The sequence below is a fragment of the Paenibacillus sp. FSL H8-0104 genome (assembly GCF_038050215.1).
GTDB lineage: Bacteria > Bacillota > Bacilli > Paenibacillales > Paenibacillaceae > Paenibacillus > Paenibacillus amylolyticus.
On sequence record NZ_JBBOTC010000001.1, the window covers coordinates 2369743 to 2394135 of the forward strand.

Below are 24393 nucleotides of genomic sequence, written 5' to 3' on the forward strand. Positions count from 1 at the left end.
CATCCAGAGGAGGAGAAACGTTTGGCACGCTGGCTCACATCTTCGTTACAAAGGAAGCTATCGGTCGTCGTGACGGCTTCAATGATTGTGCCATTGCTGGCGTTGGGTCTGTTCGCCTTTCTGATCTCTTCCCGCATTACAGAGCAAAAAACAAAACTGTCTGGCATGGATACGCTGAAACAGGTGGAAGCAAATCTTCGTTATATGCTGCAAGATGCCGAGAACCTATCGATTTTCCTGATTGGAGAACGGGACATCCAGCAGTATCTTAGCCACAATGAAGATCATGAGCTGGACCGGGTGGATATCCTGGGCAGGATGACCAATCTGGCGGCTTCCAAGAAATATATCGCCAACATCGCCATATATCCAAGCCGATTCGATGCCACATTGTCTACGGCTACCTGGTATGAATCCAATAATTCAAGCTTATCTTATCCACCAGTGCCGAGCGGAGAAGCAGTGAAAAAATGGACGGGGGTATATCCGGTCCAGAATTATGCGGGTATACAAAATGTGATCACATTGGTTAGGCCAATCCGTAGTATCCATGATTATCGACCCATCGGCTGGTTAGCCATTAGTCTGGATGAGAAGGCCATATCCAAGGGATGGGCCGCTCTGGGATTAGGCAGAGGGCAAGGCAGACTGGAGCTCATCGGCAGTTCTGGAGAGATTCTGTCTTCGATGGACAAATCCCGGCTTGGACTTAAGCTGGAAGGTGTCGAACCAGGGATTTCGACGTTAATTCAGGATGGCGGTAGCGGAACCACCACGTATGGCAGTGGTGACGATAAACGGACATTGCTCTATTATCCGGAAGGATTGACGGGGTGGACGTTGGTTGGAACAGTCCCATACGACCAGTACAAGTCCGAGAATCGGTACATTCTTATTCTAACCGGCTGCGCCGTTGCCATGTCTGCTGTGATCAGTGCTGGCTTGGTCTGGTTTACGGTGCGGCGTGTGACGAGGCCGCTTCGTGTGCTTACCCGGCATCTGTCCCGAATTGATCCGGAACGCCCGCTTCCTCTGTTTCGATCTGAAAGTGATGACGAGATTGGCAGGCTTGGGGAGAGTTACAATCTGCTCGGTGCACATATTCAGTTATTAAAGGAAGAGGTTATTCGAGGTGAAGCTCGCAAAAAAGAAGCGGATCTTCGGGTGCTTCAGGCGCAGATTAATCCGCACTTCCTATATAACACGCTCTCTTCAATTCATTGGATTGCCTTGATGTCTGAAGAGAAGCGGATTGCGGATATGGTTGAGGGCCTAAGTGATTTTCTACGTATCAGCTTGAACAATGGTCAGGATTACTGCCTTGTGGAACAGGAGATTGCTCATATTCGCCATTATGTGCGTGTGCAGTCGATTCGTTTCCCTGATCAATTTGTGTTGCATTATATCGTAGATCCAGCGCTTGAGAAGCGAATGATGCTGAAGCTATTGCTGCAACCGCTTGTTGAGAACGCCATGATTCATGGCATTCAGCCCAAAGCAGGCGTGGGTACCATCACCATAATGATTCGCAAGGACCCGGATAATGAACAGATAAATGTGCTGGTGCTGGATGATGGTGTCGGCATGGAGCCGGACAGACTGGAGCAATTAAGGATAAGCATTAGGGAATGGAAGGGAAAACAGCCGGAAAAACAGCTGAACAAAGGCGGTTATGGGCTCTGCAATGTAAATGAGAGACTGCTGCTCCATTATGGAGCGGATGCACAGCTTGAAGTAGACAGCAGAGTTGGGGGAGGTACCCGGATTTCGTTTTCCATTCCAATCTTGGAGGGTTCGCCATGAGACTATTAATTGTTGATGACGAAGTCATTATCCGTACAGGGCTTGCCAGCGTTATCGCATGGCATGAACTCGGAATTGAGCTTCTTCAACCTGCTGCCTCGGCAGAGGAGGCGTTAACACGCATGGCTGAGGAACGTCCGAATATCCTGATGACGGATATTCGGATGACAGGCAGATCGGGGTTGGAACTGGCAGAAGAGGGACTACGATTGTTACCTGAGCTGGAGGTCATTATTTTGTCTGGATACGATGACTTTTCTTATGCCCAACAGGCCATTCGCCAAGGTGTTACAGATTATCTGCTCAAAACAAGCAAGCCGGAAGAGATCATCAAAACCGTATTACAGGCCAAACAGCGAATCACGGAACGTTGGGCAGAGAAGTCCAGAGAGGGCCAGCTTATGCGGGAGAATCGAGAGCGGTTATTTGCTGGATGGATCATTGATGGTGACACCGCTTCGGGCCATTTTCCTTCATTCTTGCGATCTGATGCTGGAAAAGAGGCAGGGGTTGTTGGCCTTGATGATGAACAGATTCTCAGACAAGTCATTATTCTTCGAGCAGAGGGTTGGGATCAATCCTCGGATGCGCTATTACGATTTGCGGTGCAGAATACCCTGGAGGATATGTTACCTGGTGCCATTGCTCATGTAGAGAAACAGCAAATTATCTGTGTAGTTTCATGGCCGCCTGTGGAACATGAAACTACGTTCAGGCTGGAGAGTGCACTACGTCGGGTGGAGCAATTACTGAAGTGCACCCTCCGCGCAGCGGTAGGTCTGCCTATGCGTGGATATGCAGATCTGCACGAAAGCTATAGAACTGCTTCAGTTGCCTTCCGATATCGGGGTTTGATGGATGATAAAGTATGGCATTATGAGCACGTTCAGGATCGCCAAGGTGGTAAAACTGTACTTACGCACGAAGAGGAGACCAGACTTGGTACAATATTGCTGGATAATGATTCAGTCACGTTAACGACTTGGACGCGGGAACTTGTGGCTAATCTGATTACAGAACCGGAGGTCACACCAGAATCGTTCAGTGCTTGTTTGCACTCGGCTGTCATTGCAGGTCATCGCTGGCTGACTCGCACAATGCGAGCCACAGGGCGTGAAGAACCCGCAAGGCTCGAGCCCTGGTTGCCGGAACCGGATGCCGAAGCTGTGGAGCTCGGGGATATGCTGTTCCATCATCTGTATGGCCTGATGCATGTATATCATAGCCGAATGGGCCAGGGACAGGCTGCCCATGTGCAGAAGGCTATCGGTTATATTGAATCATCATTGGCGCAGGATATTAATCTGCAACAGGTAGCTGGACATGTTCATTTGCATCCGGGTCACCTCAGTGAGCTGTTTAAAAAAGAAATGGGTGTGACCTTCGGAGATTTTGTCACCGATATGCGTATACGAAGAGCGATGGATATGCTGGCGGTGTCTCCAGCGAAGGTCAGTGAAGTCGCTGCAATCAGCGGCTACGAGGACGTGAAATATTTTAGCAGACTGTTCAAAAAACATACGGGCAAGACCCCGAGTGAGTATCGCGAAGAGGCGTTGTTGTTCAAGCCTTCGGGAAGTTAGAAATGAGCAGATTAGGAAACATGTTTTACCTTTCTGCAAACGTTTTCGATATGGTATTACTCAGGGTTATTGGAGAGTGAGGGCATACTGATGAAGACCTATAGTTCAAGTCAGGATTTATCGGGACAATGGAAGATACAGCATTTTGAAGTTGGAGAGAAGCGGGCAATGGATGTGGCAGCAGCTACACTGGATGACCGTTTCTGGATCGGGGCTGAAGTGCCTGGCGATGTACATGCTGCATTGGTTGAGCGCAGTATCATTGATCCGCCCTATTACGGACATAATGATGCCAAAAGTCGCTGGATTGAGCAAAAGGAATGGTGGTATCGCACAACCTTCAATCTGGTGAGAGATGCAGAGACGGAGGAGCACTTTGAATTGGTGTTCGAAGGATTGGATACGTTTGCAACGGTATATGTCAACGGCCATGAAGTCGGGAAAACGGCCAATATGCTTATGTCACATGCATTTGATGTAACGTCTCTGGTACGCAGCGGTTGGAATGCGATTGCTGTCAAGTTTGATCCGCTTCACCTGCATCACCGGGACAAAGAAACCTTTGACTGGTCCTCGTATACGAAGGAACGGCCATGGTTGCGCAAAGCAGCGATGAACTTTGGCTGGGACTGGGGTCCACGCATGGTTACGGTGGGGATCTGGGGTGCGGTAAGGCTGGAAAAACGAACAATCGCCAAGCTGGAAAGTGTATATGCTCGAACGGAATCAGTCAGTTCAGAGCTAGCTGTCTTACATGTCACGGCTGATGTGAAGTCGGTCTTGTCTTACCGTAACAGACAGAAACGTGAGCAGGCTGTGGTTGCGACCTGTAATGTTCGTCTGTTGGATCGCAGTGGACACGAGGTGGCAGGTGTCACTGAACTACCCGTAGAGGGTGGTATAGCAGATACCACATTAAACGTTACGTCACCTCAGTTATGGTGGACTCATGATCTGGGTGAGCCGTATCTGTATACGCTGGAGGTTACATTATTCGCCGATGGCGTTGAGGTGGATCGTTATAGCGAGCCTTATGGGTTACGAACGATTGAGCTGGCTCTTCACAATGAACGGGGTGAAGATGCATTTACTTTTATTCTGAACGGAGTCAAAGTATATGCCAAGGGTGCCAACTGGATTCCGGCTGATCATCTGATTGGCGCCATCCCGAACTCTCGATATCGTGAGCTTGTCGAGCTGTCGGTGGAAGGGCATATGAACATGTTGCGTGTCTGGGCTGGTGGTGTATATGAGAAGGATGTCTTCTACGATGAGTGTGATCGGCAAGGGGTGTTGGTGTGGCAGGATTTTGCATTCGCAAACGCATTATTCCCGGATTTCAATCGTGATTTCATGGATAATGTACGGCAAGAGATAGAAAACAATGTCCTGCGCCTGCGTAACCGTGCCTCGCTTGCTATTTGGTGTGGTAATAACGAGATTGACTGGCTCTATGATATGAAGTCGGCAAGTGGAGATATTACCAGTCCGTTCTACGGCGAACAGATCTATCATGAGCTAATCCCTGAAGTGCTGGAGCGCTTGGATCTGTCTCGTCCGTACTGGCCTTCTTCGCCGTTCGGAGACAGCAACGGTCAGGATGCGAATGACCCGGATGTGGGGGATCGCCACAACTGGCAGGTATGGCATGGTTCGGTCTATCCAAGGAAGCATGGAGAGCCACCACTGCTGGACTACAGTATTGAAGGTGTAACGTTCAAAAATTACAAAAACGATCATGCATTGTTCAGCAGTGAATTTGGTATGCACGCCTCGGCCAATCGTTACACACTGGAGAAAAATATGCCCGCAGGTCAGTTTTACTGGGGCAGTCCGGAGATGGCCTATCGTAACAAAGATACCAATCATCAAAAAGGTATTTTGCTGATGGAGGGTTACACAGGGATTCCGCAAAATATAGAAGAGTATATGAACTACTCCATGCTTACTCAAGCAGAAGGGCTACGATATGGAATTGAACATTTCCGGCGCATCAATCACCGCAACAGCGGAGCGCTTGTATGGCAATTGAACGATAGTTGGCCAGGAACAAGCTGGTCCATGATTGATTATGAACTGCTGCCGAAGGCATCCTTTTATTATGGGAAAATATTCTTTCATCCTGTCCTGTTGTCACTGGAGCATGAGCCGGGTGAGCCGCTTGCGTTGTGGGTTGTGAACGATACACGTGACGTCTTGAAAGGGGAGCTTCGACTCAATGTCTATGCATTGGATGGAGAGAAGATCTACTCCGGCTCACGTGCTGTTGAAGTAACATCCCAATCCTCACGGTGTATTGTTGAATTAACTGAAGTAGAGGTGTTACAGGGTAGACGCGCGGAGGAAGTAATGGTTGAGTTGATATCCGAAGGATTTGCGGCACCGAGTAATCGTTACTTCTTGCGCGATCCTAAGGATGTGACGTTGCCAGAGTCGCAATTGAGCGTACATGTGAACGAGGAGGAGCAGTCTGTTACGGTTACGGCCAGTGGTGGGATTGCACGATTGGTGAAGCTGGAGCTTCCCCTTGGGCGTGTCCGATTCAGTGACAATTATTTCGATCTGCTCCCCGGTGAGAGCCGAACAGTGAGACTACTTCACCCAGAGCAAACGTCTCTGCCACTGACAGAACTTCGAGTTAGTGCCATGAACGGCAGAGAAGGATAAAATAATAATCACAGACTTCGAATCTTATTCGAGGTTCAAGGTGGTAATCCTGATCAGGGATGCCACCTTTTTTACTTTTGCAGCAGGGTGAGTTCATGTCGTTGTGTCAGGTAATTTAGTCCTTATTCCACAAGCGAAACTTCCAATCGGGTTCACATCTTGAATCATTAAGGTTAGAATGATATAGAGAAATCGTTTTCAAAGGAGGTGGATTCATGTCATTTGTCTTTTACCCGGAGATGGTTATATTCATTCTGATGTTGATCCTGCTGATTATTGGTATCGTATATATCGTTCGTAAAAGCAAACAAGTATTGCGCCGCTTAAGCAATCTGGAGAAAGCAGTATATGAAAAAGATAACATCTCATCCTATCCGAAGGACGTTGATACTGTACAAGAAGGAGCACCCAGAGAAGACACGTTTGCTCCACGCAAACGAAAATGAAGAAGGATACGGAATTACATAAAAAAGATAAACCAACAAACCAAACAGCCGATTCTTCTCTATGAGGAAGTGATCGGCTGTTTGGGCATATAGGCATTTTATCTGTATTAACTGGGTTTAGAGAAAGGATTCATACCGCTGTTGGAAAGAGGATTCCATCTCCACTTGTCGTGCCAGTTGCTGCTGTACCTTTGCACCGCGAATCGTCTGAAGTTCCTGAAGTTGTGCAGTGGAACTGAATTGATCTGCAGCCATTTGGACAAGTAATTCGGAGAGCACATCCGCATCTTCGAGCGCGGCATTAAGTCCAAACGCACCGGTTGGTGTCATGGTATGAGCGGCATCACCGATGAGTACAACATTGTCCTGTGCCCACGACTGGCAATAGCTGCTTTCAACAGATAACAGAACAAAATCACTCCAGCTCTGAATGTTGGCAGCTACTGAATCAGACAGGCAAGGAAAAGCAGATACAAGTTTATCTACAAAAGGAGCAATCGGCTGCTCTCGCAGCTTGGAGTAAGCTCCTTCGGGAATGTTCCATCCAATCTGAACATAACCGCCGAACTGTGAGAACAGTGCGAGCTGTTGACCATCCATGCTGGCCATTCGAACAGCGGGTTCCCAACCTACGGGTGCCGGAATGCGTGCCCAGAGCAGATCATACCCATGCTTACGAATCTCCGGGGTCATACCGGAATGTTTGCGTACAGCAGAGTATCTGCCATCAGCACCCACAATTACAGATGCTTCAATGGAGGCAGGAACACCCTTCTGCCGAATGTTAATACCCACGACCTGGCCGTTCTTGTCTCGTAACAAACCGGTCATAATCGTATTGAATAGTACTTGTTCGTTTGAATTGTGCTGCTGAGCATGCGACACGATGGCTTCCAGGAGATGATCTTGGGGTACATGAATACCAACATGAGATTCTCCATTGCCTGGTGATACCGTATGAATAATCTGCCCATTTTCCCAATACTGAATCTGTTCCAAGAGCAGCGCTCCGCGTTGCTGAATGAGGGAATAGAGGCCGTGTTTATTTAAAATGGCTTCGCCGTCCACATTAAGCAACTCCCCGCGAAACGACTTGTGCAGGTGGGGCTGCCGCTCAATGAGCATCGTGGAGATTCCTTTTTGATTCAGTAAATAAGAAAGCAAAGCACCGCCAGGTCCAGCGCCCACGATGCAAACATCCGTTTTGAGTTGTGATTGTGTATTCTGATTCATGTGCATAAGTCCCTTGCATTATAATGGTGACGCTTTATTTACTTTATAACAACAGATTTATTAAAATCATTAAGTAACTAAAAGTAACTTTAAAGATATAGGTTATTATAAACAAACCCGTTGCCATAATGCAATAGGCGAAACCCAAAATAAAACAAGAGTCTTGCAGTCAACGATAAGGTGTTGGATACAAGCGCATTTTTCACAAACATCATAGTGTAGATATGTTACAATATAAGGTAGGTTATGATGAAAGGCGGAGGAACGTTTATGAGCCCGGATACGGAGCGAAACTCTCAATTGGCAAACGTAGATCAATTGTTGGAGGCCTTCTTCAGATATAAAAATAAAGTATTGGATCAGCAACAGAAGACCGAAACCAACTGTAAACTGAATCCGACAAAAAGTCATATATTGGGCATGATTTTACGTGAAAAACGCTGCATGGCGGTTGATGTGGCTAGACAACTCAGTTTGTCTTCCGGCGCAACCACCATTGTACTGAATCAACTGGAGACGGAAGGGTTGATCCAGCGGGTGCGCAGTGAAGAAGACCGGAGAATTGTGTGGCTGTCCTTAACGGATGAAGGCGCGCAGCTTGCCAAGACACTTAATGCGAATCGCGGCCGAATGACGTGGGAATTGTTGCAAGCACTTTCCGAAGAGGAGCAACAGCAGATGTTTGGCATGCTGAAGAAAATTGAACTGAAACTGCTGGAGAACATGAAGTCGTTTGAGCAGATCCACCGGTAGTCCATAATATGACTTGATTCCTTGAAGACGTCAGTCCTCATGAGTTCGTCCCTAATTGCGGGGGGATGAACCTTGAAGACTGGCGTTTTTGAGTTGGTTTACAAATGAAAGCGAACCACATGATCTGTCATGCCTTCTTGGATCAAAATTTCTTTTTGCTTGCTGCCCATCAGGTCAAAGTGGGGAAAGGGCTGCCGCCGATGAATGTATCGCGGGTCCAGCCCATGATCGTTGCACCAACGTTCGAGACGTTCCAGATCTGCACAGCCAACTTTGGTGACACTGGTGATACCGGGAAATCGGTTGTCAATCCAGAAATGAGTGAGGTACGCAATCTCACCCCGAGCCACTTGTTCCTTCCACGCAGCAAGCTCTTGTCGTTTAATTCCAAATGCCATAGATGCAAGTTCCTTTCCAAACGGGTATTGTCCTGAGCATATTGTAACATCTTATATACAGAATCCATCAGAAATCTTTCATTCAGACTAGTCTGAGGCGAGTTGATTGGGTATATGAATATGACAACATTTTTATAATAAAGTCTGGATTATGTTAAAATAAACCTATACAACAAAGGTTTCACCACTTCTATAGCGGAAAGGGATTGTCATCATGGAAATATTTATTGCCGTACTTGTGTTACTGGTACTGATTGGTTTATCCAATATCTTAAACCGGTTTGTACCTTTTATTCCCATTCCGCTCATTCAAATCGTGCTTGGTGTAGCTATAGCTTTGCTTCCCGCAGGTGTTCACCTGCCGTTGAATCCGGAATTGTTCTTTGTACTGTTCATCGCTCCTTTGTTATACAACGATGGTAAGCGAACGCCAAGGAATGAATTATGGAATCTGCGTGCACCGATACTTCTGCTTGCACTAGGGCTTGTATTCGTGACGGTGGTCGTGGCGGGATATGCCATTCACTGGCTGATTCCTTCGATTCCGTTACCTGCTGCTTTTGCTCTTGCAGCCATACTGTCCCCGACAGATGCTGTGGCCGTTGGCGCCATGGCGGGCCGGGTACATTTGCCCAAAGGCATACATAGGCTTCTTGAAGGTGAAGCATTAATGAATGATGCATCTGGCCTCGTGGCCTTCAAATTCGCAATTGCAGCCACAGTTACAGGTGTATTTTCCCTGGCGAATGCAACCTTCAGTTTTATTCTGATTGCGATTGGCGGACTTCTTGTCGGGGCATTGTTATCTTTTCTGTTAATCAGGCTAGGGGTATGGATCCGTAGACTGGGCATGGAAGATGTGACCATTCACATGCTGCTGCAAATCCTGACGCCATTTATCATCTATCTGGTGAGTGAAGAAATTGGGGTATCAGGTATTCTTGCGGTAGTGGCAGGCGGTATTATCCACGCCATTGAGCGTGACCGCGCTGAATCGGTTCAGTTGAAAATGCAGGTGGTATCTGCGAGCACATGGTCAGTCATTTTATTTATACTAAATGGCCTTGTGTTTGTTATTTTGGGTGTACAGGTACCGGATGTGTTGAGTACCATCTTTGAAAATGTTTCGTTTAATAATCTGCAGGTGTTGGGATATGTGGGCTTGATCTCGGTGCTACTGCTGGTTCTGCGTTTTCTCTGGATCTATCTGTTCTGGCAAGGGAATGAATTGCTGCGTACCAAATCCTCTATTGGTCGGCCCAGATTCAAGGATATTACGATCATTTCCCTCTCTGGAGTGCGGGGGGCTGTAACATTGGCGGGTGCGTTCTCCATTCCTTATGTGCTTCAGGATGGATCACCTTTCCCTGAACGGGATCTGATTATTTTCCTCGCGGCAGGGGTTATCCTCTTCTCCCTGATTGCGGCGAGCGTGTTTCTTCCAGTTCTGGCCAAGGACGATGGGAAATCTACAGAAGAAACACCGCAGAAGTCAGAACGAAAAGCACATGACATTATGCTGAATGCGGCAATACGAGCTGTCAAATCCGAAATGAACGATGAGAACAAAGCTGCGGCACTCGCGGTTGTCTCCGACTTGTCCAAGTACATTAGACAGGCCGCAGGTCAGCTTACCGCCGATAAACGCAAAGATATTCAGAAACAAGAAACGGCTATTAACCTGATTGCCACCCGGGCGGAGCGTAAAGAAGTTGAAGTAATGTTAGACGAAAATGCAATTGCTTCTGATGCGGCCTTCAAATGTGACAGCTGGCTGGATCGCAAGGAAATGATGCTGGCGAATCGTGCAAACACTCAGTTCATGACTTCGATCAGCGAGATCGGTCGTGTGTTAGGACATCTCTTCACCAACCGGTCCCAGAAGCCGAATCAACCATTTATGCTTGAAAATGCAGAACTGTTCCGTCAGGTGAAGCTGCGCACCTCTGAAGCGGCAATTAAGGCTATTCGTGCCCATATGAACGATGGGAATCGAGTAGTCGCACTGTCGGTCATTGCCAAGTATGAGCGTGTAATTGCCAAATTGCGTACCTGGAACCAGGGTAAAACGGAAGATCCATTTAATCAGGAGAAATTGGAGTTGCAGATGGTGGCGATTCAGGAACAGCGTAATACAGTGCAACAACTGTATGAAAACGGCGAAATCACCCGTGATGTGGCTGCAAAACTGCGCCGGTTTATTAACGACGTGGAAGCAACTGCGCTGAAAAACACCTAATCCGATAAATCCGATATTTTAAATATGCTAAACGGTTTGATATAATATGGGACAAGAAAGACGTTACAACTAAATTATACTTATTCGATCAGTGAAGGAGAGATGAGACATGGCAGAACAACAAATTCGGTTGGGCAAGACGGATCTGATCGTGAATCCCATTGGACTGGGTGCGAATGCAGTAGGCGGACATAATATCTATCCGGACATGCTGGATGATGAGACAGGTAAGGAAGTAGTTCGTACAGCTTTAAAACAAGGTATTAACTTTTTGGATACGGCATACATCTATGGACCGGAGCATTCCGAACGACTGATTGGTGAAGTACTGAAGGAAACCGGTCAGCGGCAGAATACCATCATTGCAACCAAGGCAGCTCATAAATTTGTGGATGGCAAGATTGTCATAGATAACTCACCTGCTTTTCTGAAAATAGCCGTGGATGAGGCGTTGAAACGTCTGCAAACCGATTACATTGATCTGTTCTACATCCACTTTCCGGATGAACATACGCCTAAGGATGAAGCGGTAGATACGTTAAAACATTTAAAAGACGCTGGCAAAATTCGTGCCATTGGCGTATCTAATTTCTCCATTGATCAGTTGCGTGAAGCCAACAAGGACGGGCATGTAGACGTACTGCAATCTGAATATAATCTGTTCAAAAGAGATGCGGAAAAAGAGCTGTTGCCGTATACGGCTGAGCATAACATTTCTTTTGTTCCTTACTTCCCTCTGGCAGCGGGACTGCTGGGCGGGAAATATAATCGTGATACAACCTTTCAGGATGGACGGGCAAAGAACCCGCTGTTCACAGGTGAAGCTTTCATTGAAAATCTCGATAAAGTTGAGCAACTGCGCAGCATAGCACAATCCAAGGATGTTGAGGTCGCTCATCTGGTTCTGGCCTGGTACCTGACTCAGCCTTCTATTGATGCATTGATTCCGGGTGCCAAGCGACCAGAGCAGGTCACTAACAATCTGCAAACATTAAATGTGGAATTAACTGCTGAGGAAATTGCAGTCGTGGATCAGATCTTTCGTTAATGAGTTCGGGTGAATCGGGAAATGCTAACAGGGAGTTTACGTATGAAGACAAAGTGAGGACACCACATGAACCTGAAGGCAGCCCGAGTCATCGGAATGTTCACGCTAATTATTTTGCTGGGTAGCAGTTCTGCCTATGCGAAGCCTGTACAGAAGAACCGTCAGTATTATGAGGAACGAGGAGAGATTGTGTGGGAAGTTCCCACACAGGATAAACTCATCGCCCTTACCTTTGATGATGGACCAGATCCGATTCAGACTCCGCAGATCCTGGCTTTGTTACAGCAGTATCATGCTAAAGGAACTTTTTTTGTACTTGGCAAATGGGCAGATAAATTTCCTAAACTGATTAAGCAGGAACAGCTCGAAGGGCATGAAATCGCCAACCATACGTATGCGCACACGTATGCAGTTCGATCAACACGTGCGGAAAAGTACATGAAGGATATGAACGAAACAGAAAGTTCCATTATTAAAGCTGGCGCGGAGCGTCCCCTGTTGTTCAGACCACCGGGCGGCTATTACAATGACATGGTCATCCAGGCTGCCAAACAAAAAGGGTATACCATTGTACTCTGGTCTTGGCATCAGGATACACGGGACTGGGCTTCTCCAGGTGTATCGGCTATCGTTAACAAAGTGTTGAAGAACGCACGTAATGGGGATATTGTACTTTTTCACGATAAGGTGGAAGGCAAGTCGCATACGGTAGCAGCACTCAAAACGATCCTGCCGAAACTGCAGCAGCAGGGGTACCAATTCGTTACGGTGTCTGAGCTACTTGCTGTAAAGGCACGCGAAGCCGCGAAGGATGGGACTTCACCTTCTTCTTCGTTGAAGAACGTAAAGCCCTGAACATGGTAATCCAATTAGAAACCGTAGGTCTCAGATGAAGAGACCTGCGGTTTCTTTATCTTGGTCTTCATATCAACCATGGAATCAGGCGTAGGAGGTTATTGCCGTGTCCCTTTTGTTTTGAAACCAAAACGTCTACAATAGATGGAGCTTTGTGTTTAAGGGTTATATAGTATACAAGATATGAATTACGACATAGAGGAGAGTGAACATAATGAATGGACAACAACGCGTAAATATTAAGCCAGGTCTGGAAGTGGACATTGTGCTGAAGCAGGATCAAGCTACAGGTAAGCTGACACGTGGCATTGTGAAGGATCTGTTAACCAAGTCACCTACGCATCCACACGGAATCAAAGTACGACTGACGAGTGGTCATGTGGGACGTGTGAAACAGGTCATTACAGGAGGCTCGAACTAACTGTGGCCCAAGACGGGGAGATGAGTAATACGGCAGAAGTAATGGCACATCTGGCTTCGGGTAATACACGTCAGCAGGACGCCTATCATGTGTTACAGAGCAGTGGATTGCTCGATATATTAGCTGACTATCACCCATATCCAGCAGGAACGGTGCCAATTGATATTGATATTCCGGGCAGTGATCTGGATCTGCTGTGTTATGCAGAGGATCTGGATGTGTTTGAAGCCGAGGTATACAATCGAATCGGAGCCGTTACTGAATTTCAATGTGTACGTGGTGGGGATCTTCCAGACCAACGTCCTTATATGACTTGTAATTTGCAAGTGGGACATTGGCCTGTGGAGATTTTTGCCCAATCCGTTCCAGTTTACAGGCAGAATGCATACCTACATATGATCGTAGAGTGGAGATTGTTGCAACTGTGGGGAGACGCGGGACACCGTGAGATCCGCAGACTAAAACAGGCAGGGTGGAAGACGGAGCCTGCTTTTGCTTCTGTACTTGGACTACAGGGAGATCCATATGTGGACATGCTGCATCTGGCAGAGATGAAACGTGAAGATCTCTGGAACTGGGCGCGTTCGCGCACGTCTTTTTAAAATGTCTATTTGAGATGAACTAATCATTTACACGATAACGGAGAGGACAGAAAGAACCTGAAAAAGCGAAGCGGTCGCCTAAAAGCTTTCTGAAAGAAAGCTGCATCGGAAGCATACGCTATTACCGGATTTCCCCTTGAGAAAGGGGATCAAAAAAATCTGGGAATAACAGCGATTGGAAGGTGCTTCTGTCATCGTAGTGTCAGTGGAAATAACCTTTGGTCAGATCAGAAAGATGGCTACAATTGTTGTTACCGTGAGTCCCAGCAGTACAGGCTTCAGGTTGCGTCTTGCAAGTTCAAAAGGATTGACTCCGCAGATTGCAGCAGCAGGAATCAATGCCCATGGAATCAAGGTTCCACCACCTACCCATATGGCTGCAACCTGACCTAATGCTGTCAGTACAGGTGCGGAATCTGCCGAACCTGCAAACATGGATGCAATCGAGCCAACCAGGGATATCCCCGAGAACCCCGAACCATCCATTCCGGTCACTGCTCCGGTTACCGTCATTGTAATCGCGCCCACCGTATCATTTAATGGCACCAGCCCAGCAAGTGCGACCCCGAGATCATTCACAATCCCGTGTGAACCTTCAGGAAGAGGGTTGATGAACAACTCCGTAATCGCAGCATCTCCCAGATAAAAAAATGCGGCTATGGGAATAACCGGTCCAAACACCTTGAAACCAAACTGAAATCCTTCTATTAAATAATTGGTCGTTTCCTCTGGTCCCGCATGTCGGTGTGCGGCAAGGGTAACGGCGATCAGTATAACCACAGCGGTTCCGCCAATCAGAGCTGTTGCGTCGCCGCCTTGCAATTTCAATACAAACATCAGAATCACATCAACTGCGAATAACAGAGGGATAAGCAGAGCGAATGCTTTTTGCAAACGGAGTGACATGGCTTGACGTTCAACAGGCTGATCAGTGGGTAGGGAGGTGGACACAGCCTCTGATGAAGAAGAAGGTTCCGTGCTCACGGTACCTGATGTAACGTTTGGGGAATGAACAGGTGAACCTGATTTCATCTCTTTGCGCAGCATCCAGAAGGCTGTAAGTGTAGATACGGTGCCCATGACAATGACCAAAGGAATGCTGGCCGTCATGACGGAAGTGACTGGTATACCCGCCGCATCAGCTGTAAGTTTAGGAGCCCCCTGAATAATGTAATCTCCCGACAGTGCAATCCCATGTCCAAACAGGTTCATCGCAATAGCAGCTCCAATCGGAGGAAGACCTACACGCACGGCTACAGGAAGCAGTACTGCACCAACGAGTGCTACGGCCGGGGATGGCCAGAAAAATAGCGATACTACCATCATGATCAATCCGATACCCCAATACGCGACCTGAGGAGAACGGATAAACCGGGTGACGGGTGTTACCATGACCTCATTAATGCCGGTTCTGATCAGAACACGGCTCATTGCCACAATAATTGAGATGATAAAGATTGTACTCAGCAATTCTTTTGTTGCATAGATAAAACTGCTGAAGATCCCAGCAACTGACCCGCTTAAGGTTTCGGTTGCCAGAAGTCCAATGGTCATAATACCCGCAACACAGATGATGGTGGTGTCCCTGCGCCGGATCATAACTGCGATGATCAAGACGATAAATGCCAGATAGACATAGTGTAACGCAGTGAGTTGAATATTCATCGAACAGGCCTCCCTACATCCTGGTGACTAACCCGAGGAGTGATATATCGTATGCATGTCAAGATCGGGCGTTCGTGGAGTCCGGGGCTTGCCGCAGCATTTATTTTTAGGGTGAAGCTTCTGAGTAATAATGAAGGATTTTTTTTACAACTGGAGAATTTATTACTACATGAAGCTTGTTACTCTTGAAATTGGAGCGGATGGAAGTCACCAGAATTGATATGTGAAGGTCACGGGACCCCATAGACAGTGGCAAGCAGGGGTGATTACAATAAACATGCCATCATAAGGAAGAAAATAGAAAAAAACTATGTTGAAATAAAGTGTGTGTTCAATAAGTCTGGTTTCAGTACAGCGGACTTTTTGAACTACCTCTAAAAGGGCGGGAATCCATAATCCATGAGCTTTATCCGTTCACTTCGTTTTAAATTTATAGTGGGTCTTACATTGATCATGCTGCCATTATTCATGCTGCTTTATTACAACAACGTCTACGCCATGAAAGTTGTACGTGACAAAGTATCCCTCACCAATATGAATCATCTCGCCAAGAGTGTGGAGCAGAATGAACGTGTGTTACAGGAGACGAATCGGTATTTATATAGTCTGGGCGAGCGGGACCCGGATATTATCTCTCTGTTTTTTCTGAAATACGGCAGCGGTGATTATATCATTGCAAAGCAACGGATTATGAACAAATTCATGACAGATATCGGTTTTTATAATCTAATCGATTCTTTTTTTCTATATGATGCCGTGAATGATGATCTGCTGCTCGCCACTTCAGGCAATTATGATGTCAAAAAGTCGGTTGTGCAGGAGAGTATGCCAGTCCAGATGCAGCAATTGGAAGGGGATATCCAGAAGCCGGAATGGAGCATCGTGCGTGGCGGGACGTGGAATGCGCTGGTGAAAACGGTGCGAATCAACCAGCAGTTCTATGCAGGTGCACTTGTTGATATGAATGCACTGAATCATACACAACAATTCACTGAATCCGGAGATCGGGGAGGTGCAGTCATTGTTGGAACAGACGGTGGGGCACTATCGGATTCCACATTGAATACTGCACAGATTCAGCTGGCTGCAGCGCATCTTCCCGGCCTGAAGAATCCGTATCAGGTGATCTCTGAAGTTGTGAACAAGGGAGAAGCACGTCAATATTTGATGTTGGGTACTGCCTCGGCCATGTCCCAGATGAATTATATCGTGCTGCTGCCTGAGGAAGACATGATGCGTAACCTCCCGTTTTTCCAGCAGATCATTCGTCTGCTTCCCATTGGTGCGGCAGTAATTCTGGTTACCGCACTGATCTTTTTGCGGCATCTGTTATTCCGCCCGATGAATGCGTTAATCCGAGGCATGAGAAGGGTGAGCCGTGGAGATCTCGATGTGAAGCTGGACCCGCCATCTTCGTCGGAGCTTGAATTTATGACACGAAGTTTCAATCAAATGACCAGTGAGATCAGGCATCTGAAGATTGATGTGTATGAGGAACAGTTGCGGACGCGGGAGGCAGAGTTCAAACAACTGCAGATGCAGATCAATCCTCACTTTTACCTGAATTCACTCAATATTATTCATAGTCTGGCTTCCTTGCAAAAACATGAGTTGGTGCAGCAGATGGCTGGTCATCTGGCCGATTATTTTCGATTCAGTCTGCGTGCAGGCAAACGTGTTATTCGTCTGGATGAAGAGCTCGAGCACATTCGTCATTACTTAGAAATTCAAAAGCTGAGGTTTCCAAGCAGATTCGATTTTGAACTGGATGTTGAGCCGAATCTGGGACATTATGTGATTCCGCCATTAACCATTCAGCCTTTTGTGGAGAATGCCATTATTCATGGATTTCAGCGCCGGACACAAGCATTTGTCATTCGGATCGTGGCGCGCCTCGGTGAGAAGTCATCCGGTCAGGTCGATGGGACGGTGCTTCAACTGATGATTGTGGACAATGGTGTTGGATTTGAAGAGGAATTGTTGGGGCGTCTGCAACATGGACAATACGCTGAAGATCCGAGTGGACAGCATATCGGTATATGGAACGTGGCTCATCGGCTTTTAGTGAAGTATGGTGATCAAGCCAGTTTGCAGTTTGGCAATGAGGTGGATCATGGCGCCAAAGTCATCATTGATTTACCCGCTCAGACCGAAGAGGAAGAAGGGGGAGCCTATGCGGAACCTGTTGATCGTGGATGATGAAGTGTATGCATTACAAGCGATGGTGGAAGGGGTCGATTGGCAAGCAGCAGGCATTGACCAGGTATACAGTGCTGGTGATGCCGAAGAGGCAAGAAAGATTTTAAAGGCTAATGCTATTGATATCATGATCTGTGATATCGAGATGCCTGGTGAAACAGGGCTTGACCTGCAAAGTTGGGTGTTAAAACATGATCCAGGTATAATGACCATTTTCCTGACAGGGCATGCTTTATTCGATTATGCTCAGACAGCCATTAAGCTAAACAGCTTTGATTATGTGTTGAAGCCGGCTCCAGCGGATCAATTGATTAAGGTAGTAACCCAGGCGGTGGAGAAGATCAAGGATGGAGAGCAGCGTACCCGTACCAACGAAGTTTATGAGACCGTATACAAACGCTGGAAAACCCATAAACCGCTACTGACGGAACGCTTCTGGAAAGATGCCATCTCTCAGCGTATCACGTTAACCGAACAACGGTTGCAAGAGCTCGCAGAACTGTATGGTGCCGAGATTGATCCGCATGCTCGTGTGTTACCTATTGTGATCTCAGTAGAGGAATGGGTGCGTGATTTTGATTTGCGTGACGAAGAGGTATTGGAATATGCCCTTCGTAATGCAGCCAAAGAGATGCTGCTTGGCGACAAGCCCGGTGAGGTGTTTCAGGATCAAAGTGGATTAAATATTGTGCTTGCTTATGAGCAAGATGGCATCATTCCAAGTGCGAGCGAAGTGGCACAACGTTGTCAGGGATATATTCAGGAATGTGGTACGTATTTCTACTGTCGGTTGTCCTGTTATGTTGGTGCCCCGGTTGCTGTAACTGAGTTGCAAGGCATGTTAAATGAACTGATGGATATGGAACGGCGCAATATTAAGGAGCTTGAAGAAGTTTTTGTCTATGATGAGCGGGGAAGAGATCAGGAAGATCGCTTTTTGCCTATTCCATGGTTTTCGGAATTATCTATTCTTTTTGAGACAGGTAAAGTAGGAGATTTGCGAGAACGTGTGGATGAGATTTTTGAGTTGCTTGCTGCCCAGGAGGGTTTGTCTCCTGAAATGCTGCATCTCTACTATCATGCCATGCTGCATGTGGTCTATCCGCTGCTTCATCAGAAAAACGTGTCAATACGCAGTCTTTATCCGGGTGAACGGGAGCCGGAAGAGAGTATGGTGACAAGGTCGTTGCCGCAGTTGAAACAGTGGACGGCTGATCTGATTGATCGTGTTATCCCGGTATTGTACCCGGACGATCACAGCCCCATGACCATTGTGGATCAGTTGTGCGTTTATATTGAAACTCATATTGGTGAAGAACTTATGCGAGAGGAGCTTGCAGCTTTTGCCGGATTCAATCCCGCTTATCTATCACGTCTGTTTCGGAAAGAGAAGGGGATGTCCCTATCTGAGTTTATCCTGCAGGGCAGAGTAGCCAAAGCGAAGACATTGTTGTCCCAGTCCACCGTCAAAGTGACGGATATCGCTGGCAAGGTGGGGTACTACAATTACTCGCATTTCACCAAAATGTTCAAAAAGTGCACGGGTATAACGCCACAGGAGTTTCGAAAACAGTCACGTACCGTATAGTTCAGGGCGCAGCATGCTGCGTCTTTTGTTTTTTCTGGATCTAAAGTCATAATTTGATAAGTCAACAGGTCACCACAGCAGATAGAGGTCTTACTCGCCCCGCCGTATACTTGAACCACAGGAGCCGCAACGGAGCTTCATCCTGAGGAAGAATTCAAGAGGAGTGAGGGAGAACAAGTTATGAAGACACAACCCCAGGCGGGTAAGGGAGTACGGATATCGGAAATACCGGGAGAAACAGTCCGAAAGCGCAAGTCTGTGTGGCACAATCTTGGCAAATTCAAGGTGCTGTATCTCATGTTCTTGCCAGGTGTCCTGTTTCTGCTGGTGAACAACTATATGCCGATGTTCGGCGTTCTGATCGCATTCAAAAATGTAAACTATGCTGATGGTATTTGGGGTAGCCCATGGAGTGGGTGGGACAATTTCAAATATTTGTTCTCAACCAGTGATGCATGGGAAATTACCCGAAATACACTCGCGTATAACACCGTGTTTATTGCACTGAATCTCTTTGTAGGTGTCGGGCTTGCTATTCTGCTCAATGAAGTGAAGAACAAGGCAATGTCCAAGTTATATCAATCACTTATGTTATTACCGTATTTCCTGTCCATGATTGTGGTCAGTTATCTGGTACTGGCTTTCCTGGGCAAGGATTCAGGTTTCATGAACTCAACGATTCTACAGATGTTCGGCGGTCAGCCGATCGATTGGTATTCAGAGCCGAAGTATTGGCCGTATATTTTGCCACTGGTGAACACATGGAAGAATATTGGATATTATGCCGTCATTTATCTGGCAGCTGTCGTGGGTATCGATGAAGAATATTATGAAGCAGCTGTGCTTGATGGAGCAACAAAATGGCATCAGATACGTTTCATCACCATTCCGTTTCTCGTCCCATTAATCGTCATTATGACGTTATTGCAAATTGGCCGTATATTCTATGCAGACTTCAGTCTGTTCTATCAGGTTCCATTGGAATCGGGAGCGCTGTTCCCTGTAACGAATGTACTGGATACCTACGTATATCGTACGTTCCTTATCGGTGGAGATATCGGGATGTCATCAGCAGCCGGTCTATACCAAGCAATCGTTGGATTTGTGCTGGTTCTTGTATCCAATACCATCGTAAGGCGAATAGATAAAGATAATGCATTATTTTGAGAGGAGGCAAGTCAGCTGTGAAATCACGTGATCCACTAGCCGTATCGAAGCGTTCCGCATCCGTTATTCATGCGATGTTTCTATTCTATGCCATTGCCTGTATCGTGCCGATCCTGCTTGTCTTCGCCATCTCATTTTCGGACGAGACAACAGTCATTGCCAATGGATATAAGCTTATTCCAGAGAAGTTCAGCCTGACGGCTTATGAGTTTCTGTTCAGAGATATGGATCAGATCATTCACTCGTATGGTATATCCTTTATCGTTACCGTTGTAGGTACCATTACAAGTGTTGCGCTGACCGCATTGTATGCGTATCCGCTCTCACGGAGAGATCTGCCTTACCGGGGCTGGTTCGCCTTTTTCATCTTCTTCACGATGTTGTTCAACGGGGGTCTGGTACCTTGGTACCTGGTCTATGTCAACGTATTGGATCTAAAAAACTCCCTACTGGCACTCATTATGCCGCTACTGCTATCTCCATTCTTTGTACTGGTCATGCGTACATTCTTCGCGAACTCCATTCCGGTGTCTATTCTGGAATCGGCTCGGATTGATGGTGCGGGAGAATTGAGAACGTTTGCACGTATCGTGCTTCCGCTCTCTCTTCCCGTAATGGCAACCGTTGCGTTGTTCAGTACATTGAATTACTGGAATGACTGGTACCTTAGCATGATTTTTATATCAGATAACCGGACGATCAGCCTTCAGTACCTTATGTACCGGACGCTGCTCGATATTCAATATTTAACAACCAACTCCAACGTCTCTTCACAGATTTCGTCGCAGGGTGGATTGCTCAATCTGCCTAACAAAACTCTGCAAATGGCGATGGCTGTAGTCGGTATTGGTCCAATTGTACTGGCATATCCGTTCTTCCAGCGTTATTTCATCAAAGGTCTTACGGTTGGCGCTGTGAAGGGATAACTCTGAACCGGTTAGCGGAGTGGGCAAGGTAAATGAAGATGGACTGAAAGGGCATATACAGAAGTAGTTATCGGTTTATTTGTGAATTGGGGAATTCGGTTGAATGTTTCAACACATGACAGGAGGGGTTCAATTGGTTAGATCATTAAAGGTATGGTCACGCATGATGGCAACGGTTATGGCGCTGAGCCTGGTGCTGGCAGCTTGCTCATCAGACAAGGGTGGAACAACAACACCTGGCGCAGAAGGCGGAGGAGCAAGTGAAGGTGGGGGCAAACCCTATGAAGTGACACTGTTCTACCCAGGGACACCACAGAAGGATGTCGCTCTGGTGGAAGCCGAGATTAACAAAAAGATGGAACCAAAGATCGGAGCCACGCTTAAGATCAATGCGATTGACTGGGGACAGTGGGATAACAAGCTGAATCTCATGATTTCTTCAGGTGAAAAATCAGACATTATCTTCACAGCAGCTTGGCAGAACTACACGGTGAATGTAGCTAAAGGCGCATTCTTGCCCTTGAATGATCTGCTTGATGCACATGGTCAGGATATTAAGAAAAACCTGGACCCTGCCTTTCTGGAAGGTTCCCAGGTGGACGGCGTGAATTACGGCGTTCCTACGAATAAGGAACTTGCTGCCACACGTGGTGTGTTGGTACGTAAAGATCTGGCTGACAAGTATAAACTGGACCTGACAGCTGTAAAGACATGGGCTGATCTGGAGCCACTTCTCAAAACAATCAAGGAAAACGAGCCAGCCATCACACCATTCTATATGTCCAATACCAATGGTAACGGGCTGTTGGAGAATCTGGATTGGGATTATCTCGGTGATGCTTCCGTACCTGGAGTTATCTCCAAAACAGCAGGCGGAACAACGGTGCTGAATGAAGTGGAGACCCCAGAATTCAAAGAAGCGGCTGAACTCGCTCGCAAGTGGTATCAAGCGGGATATATCAACAGTGATGCTGCTACGTCCAATGTGTTCCCGAAAGACCAGGCGAAGGCTGGAAAAGCGTTTCTCTGGACGGATGGCATGAAGCCAGGCAAGGATAAAGAAGAAGAAGGGTATGTGGGTTTCCCACTCACTCAGATTGAGATGACACAGCCGACAATCACGACGGGTGATGCATCTGGAGCGATGCTCGCGATCTCCCGTTCTTCCGAGCAACCCGAGAAAGCGATGCAGGTCATTAACCTGCTGCATTCCGACAAGGAAATTAACAACTTGCTGAACTTCGGAATTGAAGGTACACATTATGTGAAAAAAGACGGACAGGATAATATCATTGCTCTCCCTGATGGCGTAGATGCCAACAGTCGTACCTATAACCCAGGTGCCCAATGGCAGCTTGGTAACCAGTTCCTGAACTTCCTCTGGGATAATGAAGATCCACAGAAATGGGAGAAGTTCAAAGAATTTAACGCCAAAGGTGTCAAGTCTCCAGCACTGGGCTTTACATTCAACAGCCAATCTGTCAAAAATGAAATTGCTGCGGTCAACAACGTGAACAAACAGTTCAAGCCGGGTATGACATCGGGCGCCGTTGATCCAAATGAGATGATTCCGAAATATCTGGAGAAATTGAAAGCAGCAGGAATTGATAAAATTATTGCAGCCAAACAGGAACAACTCGATGCATTCTTGTCTAAGCAATAAATGATCGTCAGCCATGACAGAGAGACCTGTGTTACTACAAGCTCTTGTCAGCGGTGAAAATGGAGGACGTTTTCGGTAAACAACCGAAGGCGTTCTTTTTATGTTGTTTTTTTGATTTGGATTGTTAATCATAAATAGGAAAAATATGATATAATAAGGTGGTTGATTAGGGGGTGTTCGTGTGTCGAGAACCAGATTTGTGTTCTCAGGGGCTTTATTGCTTTTTGCTATTATCTTTACATGTAACCATCATCTTGGTTTTTCTGTTGGAGATACCATGCTGTCAGCAATAGGTATATCACCGTATACTACATCTTACTTGAGTGGAGTTCATATCACACTTTTCATCGGATTGGGGATATTCGCGTGTGGATTCTACCTTACTCGCAAAGAAATCGGGAAATCATTCCCCGCTCTTGCAAAAGGGTTATGGATCGTAGTTATCGCTATCGTTCTCAGTTATTCGTACATGACGGATAAATTCATGTATGTAGCCAAGTGGGGAGCTTCAGGCATTAATGCGGTATCCTATGTACAGAATGCAAGTTCTTGTACCTTTAACGTGCTGAAAACGGGTGAGACCCGAGCAACCTGTGATCTGACACTCAAAAATTACGGCAGAGATTCCGTATCCGCCGTGTTATTGCCTGATCTCGCACGCAGTTATAAGTTTAAGGACGATCCACTATTGGAAGCCTTGCAGTCTGTCCAATTAAGGCCCGTACATGTTGAGATTGAACGCCATGGAACGTTTACAGGTAAGTTGGAGTTTTACGGGAAAGCGGAATCCCCTCTGTTCGTCAATGGGAAACTTATGGATATTGTGCTGGATGTAGGCGTGGACGGAGCGAATACGGTATTTGATTATGATATTCCATAGTTGATATTTTCATAGAAAAAAAGAATAATTACATAAACAGAAGTGGAATAAAGTTTGAGTTGAATAGAACGATTAAAGATATATACTGAAATTAGATAGAGAGCTGGCTAATCGCTGGCTCTTTTTGTGCGTGGAAGTTGCATTTAGTGCAGAAATATTGGTTTTATCTCCTTCCCCCTTGAATTGGTAACGCTTACGCTAGATAATGAATCGGTTTGTCTCAAAAAAAATAGTTTGTCTTTAGCGCTTACATCATT

General features: G+C 46.6%; 19 protein-coding genes. 16 read left to right on the forward strand and 3 right to left on the reverse strand.

From position 1 onward, the window contains the following. The first annotated feature begins 21 nt into the window (after positions 1-21). The 4 genes from NST38_RS10790 to NST38_RS10805 all read left to right on the forward strand — a co-directional run bounded on the left by NST38_RS10790 (position 22) and on the right by NST38_RS10805 (position 6499). Positions 22-1803 (forward strand): cache domain-containing sensor histidine kinase, encoded by a 1782-nt coding sequence (locus NST38_RS10790; protein WP_341343963.1) that lies wholly within the window; start codon positions 22-24, stop codon positions 1801-1803. Next, on the forward strand, positions 1800-3386 hold the full coding sequence (locus tag NST38_RS10795; protein ID WP_076249877.1) for a helix-turn-helix domain-containing protein: 1587 nt from the start codon (positions 1800-1802) through the stop codon (positions 3384-3386). Before NST38_RS10790 ends, NST38_RS10795 begins: the two co-directional genes overlap by 4 nt. Before the next feature lie 90 nt (positions 3387-3476). Next, positions 3477-6053, forward strand: a complete 2577-nt coding sequence (locus NST38_RS10800; protein WP_076249876.1) for a beta-mannosidase — start codon at positions 3477-3479, stop codon at positions 6051-6053. Between the two features lie 215 nt (positions 6054-6268). Next, the gene (locus NST38_RS10805) at positions 6269-6499 is read left to right on the forward strand and encodes a hypothetical protein (RefSeq protein WP_076208990.1); all 231 of its coding nucleotides are present in this window, start codon (positions 6269-6271) and stop codon (positions 6497-6499) included. Between the two features lie 117 nt (positions 6500-6616). On the opposite strand, the gene NST38_RS10810 is transcribed toward NST38_RS10805, so the two are convergent. Next, positions 6617-7732, reverse strand: a complete 1116-nt coding sequence (locus NST38_RS10810) for an FAD-dependent monooxygenase (protein WP_076249875.1) — start codon at positions 7730-7732, stop codon at positions 6617-6619. Positions 7733-8002: 270 nt separating this feature from the next. Between NST38_RS10810 and NST38_RS10815 the strand changes: the two genes are divergently transcribed. Next, positions 8003-8485 (forward strand): MarR family winged helix-turn-helix transcriptional regulator, encoded by a 483-nt coding sequence (locus NST38_RS10815; protein WP_036609579.1) that lies wholly within the window; start codon positions 8003-8005, stop codon positions 8483-8485. A gap of 98 nt (positions 8486-8583) precedes the next feature. Here the strand turns inward: NST38_RS10815 and NST38_RS10820 are convergent, their stop codons facing one another. Continuing rightward, positions 8584-8883, reverse strand: coding sequence for a hypothetical protein (locus NST38_RS10820; RefSeq protein ID WP_047842412.1), 300 nt, complete (start codon positions 8881-8883; stop codon positions 8584-8586). Between the two features lie 214 nt (positions 8884-9097). On the opposite strand from NST38_RS10820, the gene NST38_RS10825 reads away from it, so the two are divergent. The 5 genes from NST38_RS10825 to NST38_RS10845 all read left to right on the forward strand — a co-directional run bounded on the left by NST38_RS10825 (position 9098) and on the right by NST38_RS10845 (position 14048). Beyond that, positions 9098-11122, forward strand: a complete 2025-nt coding sequence (locus NST38_RS10825; protein WP_036609574.1) for a Na+/H+ antiporter — start codon at positions 9098-9100, stop codon at positions 11120-11122. A 109-nt stretch (positions 11123-11231) separates the two neighbouring features. Then, a complete protein-coding gene (locus NST38_RS10830; RefSeq protein WP_076249874.1) occupies positions 11232-12170 on the forward strand; it encodes an aldo/keto reductase in 939 nt (312 codons plus the stop codon). A gap of 66 nt (positions 12171-12236) precedes the next feature. Beyond that, a complete protein-coding gene (locus NST38_RS10835) occupies positions 12237-13025 on the forward strand; it encodes a polysaccharide deacetylase family protein (protein WP_076249873.1) in 789 nt (262 codons plus the stop codon). Positions 13026-13239: 214 nt separating this feature from the next. Beyond that, positions 13240-13446, forward strand: coding sequence for a YwbE family protein (locus NST38_RS10840; protein ID WP_076249872.1), 207 nt, complete (start codon positions 13240-13242; stop codon positions 13444-13446). 2 nt (positions 13447-13448) lie between these two features. Next, positions 13449-14048, forward strand: coding sequence for a DUF4269 domain-containing protein (locus NST38_RS10845; protein ID WP_083684245.1), 600 nt, complete (start codon positions 13449-13451; stop codon positions 14046-14048). A gap of 222 nt (positions 14049-14270) precedes the next feature. Here the strand turns inward: NST38_RS10845 and NST38_RS10850 are convergent, their stop codons facing one another. Next, positions 14271-15713, reverse strand: a complete 1443-nt coding sequence (locus NST38_RS10850) for a hypothetical protein (RefSeq protein WP_076249871.1) — start codon at positions 15711-15713, stop codon at positions 14271-14273. Between the two features lie 399 nt (positions 15714-16112). On the opposite strand from NST38_RS10850, the gene NST38_RS10855 reads away from it, so the two are divergent. The 6 genes from NST38_RS10855 (at position 16113) to NST38_RS10880 (ending at position 24136) form a co-directional block, all read left to right on the forward strand. After that, complete coding sequence (locus NST38_RS10855) at positions 16113-17912, forward strand: sensor histidine kinase (protein ID WP_076249870.1); 1800 nt, start codon at positions 16113-16115, stop codon at positions 17910-17912. Further along, the gene (locus NST38_RS10860; protein ID WP_076249869.1) at positions 17887-19500 is read left to right on the forward strand and encodes a response regulator transcription factor; all 1614 of its coding nucleotides are present in this window, start codon (positions 17887-17889) and stop codon (positions 19498-19500) included. Before NST38_RS10855 ends, NST38_RS10860 begins: the two co-directional genes overlap by 26 nt. Positions 19501-19680: 180 nt before the next feature. Further along, positions 19681-20667 (forward strand): ABC transporter permease, encoded by a 987-nt coding sequence (locus NST38_RS10865; RefSeq protein ID WP_076208980.1) that lies wholly within the window; start codon positions 19681-19683, stop codon positions 20665-20667. A gap of 17 nt (positions 20668-20684) precedes the next feature. Next, entirely contained in the window at positions 20685-21593 is a 909-nt protein-coding gene (locus NST38_RS10870; RefSeq protein WP_017689303.1) for a carbohydrate ABC transporter permease, read from the forward strand. A gap of 133 nt (positions 21594-21726) precedes the next feature. Beyond that, positions 21727-23256 (forward strand): ABC transporter substrate-binding protein, encoded by a 1530-nt coding sequence (locus NST38_RS10875; protein ID WP_036609560.1) that lies wholly within the window; start codon positions 21727-21729, stop codon positions 23254-23256. A 319-nt stretch (positions 23257-23575) separates the two neighbouring features. Further along, positions 23576-24136, forward strand: a complete 561-nt coding sequence (locus NST38_RS10880; protein ID WP_341343964.1) for a hypothetical protein — start codon at positions 23576-23578, stop codon at positions 24134-24136. The last annotated feature ends 257 nt before the right edge of the window (positions 24137-24393 follow it).

Excerpts from the sequence above, each read along its gene's own strand:
- NST38_RS10800 (WP_076249876.1), top strand. The coding sequence starts at position 3,477 with ATGAAGACCTATAGTTCAAGTCAGGATTTATCGGGACAATGGAAGATA.
- NST38_RS10855 (WP_076249870.1), top strand. The coding sequence starts at position 16,113 with ATGAGCTTTATCCGTTCACTTCGTTTTAAATTTATAGTGGGTCTTACA.
- NST38_RS10840 (WP_076249872.1), top strand. The coding sequence starts at position 13,240 with ATGAATGGACAACAACGCGTAAATATTAAGCCAGGTCTGGAAGTGGAC.
- NST38_RS10820 (WP_047842412.1), bottom strand. The coding sequence starts at position 8,883 with ATGGCATTTGGAATTAAACGACAAGAGCTTGCTGCGTGGAAGGAACAA.
- NST38_RS10815 (WP_036609579.1), top strand. The coding sequence starts at position 8,003 with ATGAGCCCGGATACGGAGCGAAACTCTCAATTGGCAAACGTAGATCAA.
- NST38_RS10825 (WP_036609574.1), top strand. The coding sequence starts at position 9,098 with ATGGAAATATTTATTGCCGTACTTGTGTTACTGGTACTGATTGGTTTA.
- NST38_RS10860 (WP_076249869.1), top strand. The coding sequence starts at position 17,887 with ATGCGGAACCTGTTGATCGTGGATGATGAAGTGTATGCATTACAAGCG.
- NST38_RS10835 (WP_076249873.1), top strand. The coding sequence starts at position 12,237 with ATGAACCTGAAGGCAGCCCGAGTCATCGGAATGTTCACGCTAATTATT.
- NST38_RS10850 (WP_076249871.1), bottom strand. The coding sequence starts at position 15,713 with ATGAATATTCAACTCACTGCGTTACACTATGTCTATCTGGCATTTATC.
- NST38_RS10795 (WP_076249877.1), top strand. The coding sequence starts at position 1,800 with ATGAGACTATTAATTGTTGATGACGAAGTCATTATCCGTACAGGGCTT.
- NST38_RS10830 (WP_076249874.1), top strand. The coding sequence starts at position 11,232 with ATGGCAGAACAACAAATTCGGTTGGGCAAGACGGATCTGATCGTGAAT.
- NST38_RS10810 (WP_076249875.1), bottom strand. The coding sequence starts at position 7,732 with ATGAATCAGAATACACAATCACAACTCAAAACGGATGTTTGCATCGTG.
- NST38_RS10805 (WP_076208990.1), top strand. The coding sequence starts at position 6,269 with ATGTCATTTGTCTTTTACCCGGAGATGGTTATATTCATTCTGATGTTG.
- NST38_RS10865 (WP_076208980.1), top strand. The coding sequence starts at position 19,681 with ATGAAGACACAACCCCAGGCGGGTAAGGGAGTACGGATATCGGAAATA.